The sequence below is a fragment of the Cryobacterium sp. MLB-32 genome, from assembly GCF_000738085.1.
Classification (GTDB): Bacteria; Actinomycetota; Actinomycetes; order Actinomycetales; family Microbacteriaceae; genus Cryobacterium.
The window spans coordinates 1-6,576 of sequence record NZ_JPRS01000145.1 but is presented as its reverse complement, the minus strand read 5'-3'; the positions used below and the strand labels follow the sequence as shown (position 1 = coordinate 6,576).

The window sequence follows — 6,576 nt, the reverse complement described above, 5'->3', positions numbered from 1 at the left end:
TCATTCTCGTCACGGAGAACCGCGTGACCCTAGCCAAGGAATGGTCTCCGGCGGAGGTCGAAAAACACGGCAGGTTTAGTGCACACACGAATTCCGTCATCGTTACGGTCGGCAAAGTGTTGGCCGTCGGCAGGGACGTAACCCCGATGATCGGGGCAGCGTGGACGGATATGCTCGCGATCATCACGACAGCGGACGCTGGCTGATCGGGCTGGCTGTCTAAAAGTGCGCTACGACACCTGTCATGTCTGACTCATTCCGCTTTGGCCGCCTTGGCAGATCTTGCCGCGTTCAAAGTTCTGAGCTCCGGCCCTGAACCTCCAGGCTCAGCAGGTGGCTGCTCAGTGTCTTACCGTGGCCGTCCAGTGTCGGTGAGCTGGTGACGCCACCACCGGGCACGCCGGGCAGGTCAAACACGAGGCCGGGCGCCACCGCGGGCCGCGAGGCCGTTCGTGCAGAGGGCCTCAACTTCCGAGACCACGCCATCCGCTGGCTCGGCGGTGGACGCGCGGGCGGTGACGCGCAGGCGCACCTGGTGGAGTGACCATGGACTTCCGTGGAGGAGCTCAGGCCTCCGCGTGCCGGAACAGCCTGGCGGGCTTGCCGACCAGGCCGGGGCGGTAGGCATCCGTCTCGACGAGCTGGCTCCGCATGTGCCGGCGGAACGTGTCTTTGCCGAGTAGCTCGCCCGCGATCGCCGAGTGCAGCCGTAGCAGGTCGAGCAGCGTGAACTCCGGCCCGAGCAGGTGCTCGGGGTCGGGGGCCGCGAGGTAGGCGGCGCGCAGCGTGCGCACTGCCATCTCGATGATCGTGGCGTGGTCGTACACGAGATCGTGCGCGTCAGCCACGGGGGTGAGGGAGACGTGGGAAACGGATGCCTCCGGCACCACCACGAGGTGCGCCACCGACATCACCCAGCCCCGGTCGTCCCGGTCGGGAGCGTCGAAGACGTGCAACTGGCGCGGGCGCAAACCCTCGATGTGCGCCTTGTCGCGCAGGGAGCGCAGCACCGCATCAGCCAGGGTCTCCCGTTCGTGCACGAACGTTCCCGGCAGCCGCCAACCGGTCTTATTCTGTACGAGCGCCACGCACACCGCACCGTCTTTCACCGCGAGCACGGCCGTGTCCACCGCCACGGACGGCCGCGGGTAGTCGGTGAGCAGCTTGTCGCCGGTGTCTCGATAAATGGTCACACAGCAATTATCGCAGATTCGCGCCAATTGTGGAATTGTGCGCTACGTTAGAGATAGATCACGAACGCGCTAACTATCAGGGGGACCAGATGACCCAGACGACACTCACCACCGCACAGCGAGACCGCGCAGCCGGCGTGCTTCTTGGCATGGCCTGCGGCGACGCGCTCGGCGCTGGGTACGAATTCGGGCCTCCCCTTCCCGACGGCACCGCGGTCTACATGAAGGGCGGAGGCGGTTTCAACTGGGCACCGGGGGAGTGGACCGATGACACGTCCATGGCCATTCCCCTCGCCCGGGCCGCCGCCGCGGGCCTCGACCTCCGGGACGAAACCGTGCTCGACGACATCGTCGCCCAGTGGGTGGGCTGGGCGAAAAATGCGCCCGACGTGGGGATTCAGCTGCGGGCGGTTCTCTCCCGCACCGAGCCCACGGCATCCGCGGTGCGGGCGGTGGCGAGGGCGCACCACGAACGCCAGGGCCGTAGCGCCGGTAACGGCTCGCTCATGCGCACGGCTCCCGTGGCGCTCGCGTACCTGCACGATCCGGCGGCGCTCGCCGAGGCGGCGCGGCTGGTGAGCGGCCTCACCCACTATGAAGCGGATGCCGGCGACGCCTGCGTGCTCTGGTGCCTGGCCATCCGGCACGCGGTGCTCGAGGGCGAACTCGACGTGCGCATCGGCCTGCCCCTGCTGCCCGCCGACCGGCGCGACCTCTGGGAGAGCCGGATCGCGGTGGCCGAAACCAGCGTGCCCTCGGACTTCGCCCGCAACGGCTGGGTCGTCGAGGCGCTGCAGGGGGCCTGGTCGGCCATCTGCATGACCGACCAGACGGATGCCACGCACCTCCGACTCGCCCTCGAAGCCGCGGTTCGCGGCGGCCGCGACACCGACACCGTTGCGGCGATCGCCGGCGGCCTGCTCGGCGCGCGCTGGGGCGCATCCGCGGTTCCGGCCGCGTGGCGGCGGATCGTGCACGGCTGGCCCGACCTCACCGCCGCGGACCTGGTGCGGCTCGGAGCACGCGCCAGCGGCACCGAAACTCTGGCCCGCTTCGACTACGCCTACCTCGCGACGTCTCCACCCTCGTACGCCACCCGCACGATGACGGCATCTGGCTGGGCGCGGCCGGGGCGCTCGATGCGCTGCCGGACGAGGTCGACGCGGTGGTCTCACTCTGCCGGGTGGGCACCGCTCAGGTGCCCACCCGCATCCGTCACCACGTTGAGGTGCGCCTGATCGACGACCCCGATCCGGCCAATAACCTGAATCTCGATTTCGTGCTGCTCGACACCGTGCATTCCATTGCCGCGCTGCGGGCCGAGGGCCACACGGTGCTGCTGCACTGCGCGCAAGCGCAGAGCCGCACCCCGTCCGTCGGGGCGTTGTACTCAGCAATATACAAAGGAGTGCCAATCGAGCGGGCGCTCGCCGAGGTTGTGGCGGCCCTGCCGGCGGCCAACCCGCAGCCCTTCCTGCATGACGCCATCCTGCGTCTGGGCGCGGCCGCCCAGCATGACCTGACTACCGAGGAGACCCGAGCATGAGCGATTCAGCATCGAACGATTCCGGAGACAACTTTATGACCAACGACGACGAAGACGGAGATGACCGCTTCGAGGACTACACCCCGCCCGCCGATCGCTTCCTCACGGCGCAGATCTGGTGGCTGGCGAGCGAACTCGTGCGGCGGCATCCGCACCTGCGTATCTCGGGCCACGAGGTTCCCGGCGACGGCCGCCTAGTGATGGTGCACGACGAGCAGGACGGCATGAACATCCAGTGGGATCTGGTGGGCGGCTGCCAGTACCTGGTGAACGGTGTCCTCACCAGCATCAGCTGGATCGAGATGATGGCGGCGGTCAGCCCGCACGAAACCGTGAAGCGCATCGAAGTGGCGGCCGGTCTCGGAATTCCCAAGGCCGTGCCGATCACCACGCCGCACTCGCTCACCTACCGGGTGATCGCCAGCGCGCTCGCCACCGCGGTCGACGACCGGCACGAGTGGTACGCGGTTCCGGCACCAATGAACCCCTACGACGACCCCGACTGCGCCTACTTTCAGCCGTTCCCCACGGCCATCGCGGCCCGCGACGAATACGCCCGGGCAGCGGATGCGCAGATCGCGGCGACCGGCCGCGGTCTGCAGTTCTTCCAGCCGTTCTGGGCGCTGCTGCGCAACCTCGAGCCGATCGCCATTTTCGACTCGGCCGGCGTGATCCACACGGAACGGGGCGCGACCGAGCTGATGCCGGCCTACGACTACATCGGGCGCAAGCTCGCCCTCACCACGGCCCGCGTTCTCGGCCCCTACTTGCCCTGATGAAACCCGAACCAAGGAGCACCACCGTGACAACTGCCGACCGGCCCGCGCCAAAGAAGATCCTCTACATCGACCTCGACAACACGCTAGTCGACTTTCCGAGCGGCATCGGTCGGCTGAGCGAGGCGGCGCGGCTCAAGTACGAGGGCAGTTACGACGACGCTCCCGGAATCTTCGCCCTGATGGAGCCCCTCCCGGATGCGCTGGAGGCCTACCGCGAGCTCTCCGAGCACTTCGATACCTACATCTTGTCCACCGCGCGTGGCACAACGCCACGGCGTGGCACGACAAGGTGCTCTGGGTGCAGAAGCACCTGGGGCTCAAGAGCGACACCGCCGCCTACAAGCGGTTGATCCTCTCGCACCACAAGAACCTCAACCGCGGCGATTTCCTAGTGGATGACCGCTCGGCCAACGGTGCCGGGGAGTTTGAGGGGGAGTGGCTGCAATTCGGGCCGGATGCCGCGTTCCCGACCTGGACAGCCATCACCGACTATCTCATCGCAGGTGCCCAGCCCTCCGGGCTTCACGAGGCGATCACCCTGGCGCGAAGGGCTCACGCCGGCCAGGTCGACAAGCTCGGCGTCGCGTACATCTACCATCCCCTGGCCGTGATGCAGCGTGTGAGCGGCACCGATGCGAAGATCGTCGCCGTGCTGCACGACGTCGTGGAGGACACCACCGTGACCCTCGACGACCTGCGCGGCCGGGGCTTCTCCGAGGAAATCGTGCGTGCAGTGGATGCTGTCACGAAGGTGAAAGGAGACTCGCTCGACGAGTCCATGGCGCGCGTCAAGGCCAACCCGCTTGCGCTGATCGTGAAGAAGGCCGACATCTCTCATAACGCCGATCCGGAGCGTCACGCGGGCCTGTCGGACCAGTCGCGCGTCCGGCTGACGGAGAAGTACGAGAAGTCGGCGCGGCTGCTCGGCACGACCTTGGCGGCGATTCTCGAGGAGCACCGGGTGTCGGCTTAGCCGAGCCACTGGCGACCTGTACGACCACCTGAGCGTCCGCCGAAGCGGACGCTCATTGATACTCAACTTCGAGGGATTCATGACAACGCAGGCATTCCACATGAGCGAGCAGATCGCGGCCCAATCGGTCATCGAAGAGTTGCTCCGCGAACAGCAAACCTTGGCACCGCGCTCTGGGTTGGCCAGGTTATGGGGCCGCTCCCCGCTTGCCACCGACAGTGTCTCCTGGTACCTCGGTGCCTTGGGTGAGATCGAGGTGGGCAGAGTCCTCAGCAAACTGCCGCCGGAGTGGCGCGTTTTTCACGCACTTCCCATCGGAAAGGCCGGTGCCGACGTCGACCACCTCGTTATCGGCCCGGGCGGAATCTTCACCATCAACACCAAGCACCATCGCGGTAAGAAGATCTGGGTGGCTGAACGGTCATTCATGGTAAACGGCCAGAAGCAGGCTCACCTTCGCAACTCAAAATTCGAGGCGACTCGCGTCACGAAAATGCTCTGCGAGCGGATGCCGCAGCTCCCGCCGGCGCAGGCCGTGATCGCGCTGGTGAGCCCCGGCCAACTAACGATCAAGAGCACACCTGACGCGGTCCAGGTCTTGGATTCGAACAACTTGAGGCGGTGGCTTCTGAAACGACCCGATGCGCTTTCCGAAGCCGAACTGGTTGAGCTCACGGCGATAGTCGACGCGCCATCGACCTGGAGTGCACCGACGTCGCCACCCACTCCGAACCTGATGGAACAATTCACCCGGATCGACCGTGAGGTGAGAACGGCGCGCGTGCGGCGCATCTCGTGGACGCTGCTCAGTTTTGCGGTGGTGGCGACGCTGGTCGTTTTCGTTGGAATCCCCCTCTATGTCCAGGTGGTCACCGGAGGAATCGGCCGTCTCTGAGGGTTCCCAAGGTAACCCCTGAGTCGGGTGCGGGGCCCTGACAGTGAAGCCCCCTCCGGGCGCTGAGCGGGGCGAGGTCTTTTTGGGTTGCGTAAGCTTGGCGTGTGTTTACCGAGGAAGCTCGAGCCCTGAAGTATCCGACGCAAGTCGCCGAACGTCTCCGAATGTTGCATGAAGTCGAGGATGTTCAGCTTCTGCGGGCGTGGACTGCGGAGCTCGTTTCTCGCCGCAGACCTCAAGACCCGAGTGTTCTCGTGCCTCATTTTGACCCGGCCGAAGCCGGAGTGCGCGCTCGGGTCCTGTTCATACTCGAGGCTCCCGGGCCGATGACGAACGCCGGCAACCGGCGCCCTGGCTCCGGATTCATCTCGGTCGACAACAATGACGGCACGGCCGCGAACATCTGGGCTTTGCGCAACGAAGCAGGCTTGCACGAAGGCGCGCTGCACTGGAATATCGTTCCGTGGTATCTCGGCGCCGCGAGTCGCAAGCCCACCGCGGCCGAACTCAAGCTGGGTGGAGAAGAGTTGGCTGGCCTCCTGCCCCTCCTCAGTGAGCTTCGGGTGGTGGTCCTGTGTGGCCGAGCGGCGCAGCGCGGGTGGAAGAAGCACGTGGCTCCGTGTGTAGGTGACCAGGTGATTGTTATTGAGACGTGGCATCCGTCTCCGCTGGCGATGAACCAGGCGGGGAAGCGAGCTGAGTTGAAGGTCGCAGTCGAGCGGGCGGCTGCGATCGCGCTCTAGATGTACGGCCTCGTGTTATCAGTCTCAGCGGGCGGTGGCCATCACGTACGGAACGGCGTCGCGTTTGCGGTGCTCGTCGATCAGCTGGGCGCAGCGGATCGAAGACGAAGCTGGGCAGCTGCGACAGGGATGTGGAGCGGCAGCCGGGGCTGGATACAGCGCGCCCACAGGATGATATCCATCGCGAGCGCCCTGAAAGTGAAAAAAACTCGACGGACAGGATGTCAAATTTGAAGTGGAGCTGCGAGACTTTGTAGGTGAGCAACAACGTAGTTTGCCCAGCGCAGAATCCGGCACCTGCAAGAGGAACCGCGAAGGGATTCGCGCGCGTATTCATTCTCCTCGACGAACTTGTTGCGAGCGGGACCGCAAATTTCTCGCCCGGTTCTGTGATGATGCTCAGCGAGTGGACCCATGACTGCCAGTGAGAATCGGGCGCTACGTGCT

General features: G+C 65.6%; 10 protein-coding genes. 9 read left to right on the top strand and 1 reads right to left on the bottom strand.

Annotated features, from left to right (window positions below; all coding sequences use genetic code 11):
- Together JF66_RS13505 and JF66_RS23685 are read left to right on the top strand one after the other, a co-directional pair.
- On the top strand, positions 1-206 hold a 206-nt coding region (locus tag JF66_RS13505), incomplete at its 5' end, for a hypothetical protein (protein WP_035878977.1).
- A gap of 173 nt (positions 207-379) precedes the next feature.
- Positions 380-544: a hypothetical protein gene (locus JF66_RS23685; protein WP_197059416.1), complete on the top strand. Its 165-nt coding sequence runs from the start codon at positions 380-382 to the stop codon at positions 542-544.
- Between the two features lie 22 nt (positions 545-566).
- On the opposite strand, the gene JF66_RS13500 is transcribed toward JF66_RS23685, so the two are convergent.
- Complete coding sequence (locus JF66_RS13500) at positions 567-1,193, bottom strand: NUDIX domain-containing protein (RefSeq protein ID WP_035878974.1); 627 nt, start codon at positions 1,191-1,193, stop codon at positions 567-569.
- Positions 1,194-1,282: 89 nt separating this feature from the next.
- Between JF66_RS13500 and JF66_RS13495 the strand changes: the two genes are divergently transcribed.
- The 7 genes from JF66_RS13495 (at position 1,283) to JF66_RS13475 (ending at position 6,129) form a co-directional block, all read left to right on the top strand.
- Complete coding sequence (locus JF66_RS13495) at positions 1,283-2,431, top strand: ADP-ribosylglycohydrolase family protein (RefSeq protein ID WP_197059415.1); 1,149 nt, start codon at positions 1,283-1,285, stop codon at positions 2,429-2,431.
- Positions 2,377-2,739, top strand: a complete 363-nt coding sequence (locus tag JF66_RS23680; RefSeq protein WP_197059414.1) for a hypothetical protein — start codon at positions 2,377-2,379, stop codon at positions 2,737-2,739. Before JF66_RS13495 ends, JF66_RS23680 begins: the two co-directional genes overlap by 55 nt.
- Entirely contained in the window at positions 2,736-3,515 is a 780-nt protein-coding gene (locus JF66_RS13490) for a hypothetical protein (RefSeq protein WP_035878972.1), read from the top strand. The genes JF66_RS23680 and JF66_RS13490 overlap by 4 nt, the downstream gene beginning before the upstream one ends.
- Positions 3,516-3,541: 26 nt before the next feature.
- Positions 3,542-3,868, top strand: a complete 327-nt coding sequence (locus JF66_RS25140; protein ID WP_304413060.1) for a hypothetical protein — start codon at positions 3,542-3,544, stop codon at positions 3,866-3,868.
- Positions 3,808-4,491 carry an HD domain-containing protein gene (locus JF66_RS25135; protein ID WP_304413059.1) on the top strand — a complete coding sequence of 228 codons (684 nt, stop codon included), beginning with the start codon at positions 3,808-3,810 and terminating at the stop codon, positions 4,489-4,491. Before JF66_RS25140 ends, JF66_RS25135 begins: the two co-directional genes overlap by 61 nt.
- A 79-nt stretch (positions 4,492-4,570) precedes the next feature.
- Positions 4,571-5,386, top strand: a complete 816-nt coding sequence (locus JF66_RS13480) for a nuclease-related domain-containing protein (RefSeq protein ID WP_051973533.1) — start codon at positions 4,571-4,573, stop codon at positions 5,384-5,386.
- A gap of 254 nt (positions 5,387-5,640) precedes the next feature.
- On the top strand, positions 5,641-6,129 hold the full coding sequence (locus JF66_RS13475) for a uracil-DNA glycosylase (RefSeq protein ID WP_231556422.1): 489 nt from the start codon (positions 5,641-5,643) through the stop codon (positions 6,127-6,129).
- Positions 6,130-6,576: the final 447 nt, after the last annotated feature.

Bases quoted from the DNA above. Each gene is read 5' to 3' on its own strand.
- JF66_RS13495 (WP_197059415.1), top strand. From the start codon at position 1,283: ATGACCCAGACGACACTCACCACCGCACAGCGAGACCGCGCAGCCGGC.
- JF66_RS13490 (WP_035878972.1), top strand. From the start codon at position 2,736: ATGAGCGATTCAGCATCGAACGATTCCGGAGACAACTTTATGACCAAC.
- JF66_RS13480 (WP_051973533.1), top strand. From the start codon at position 4,571: ATGACAACGCAGGCATTCCACATGAGCGAGCAGATCGCGGCCCAATCG.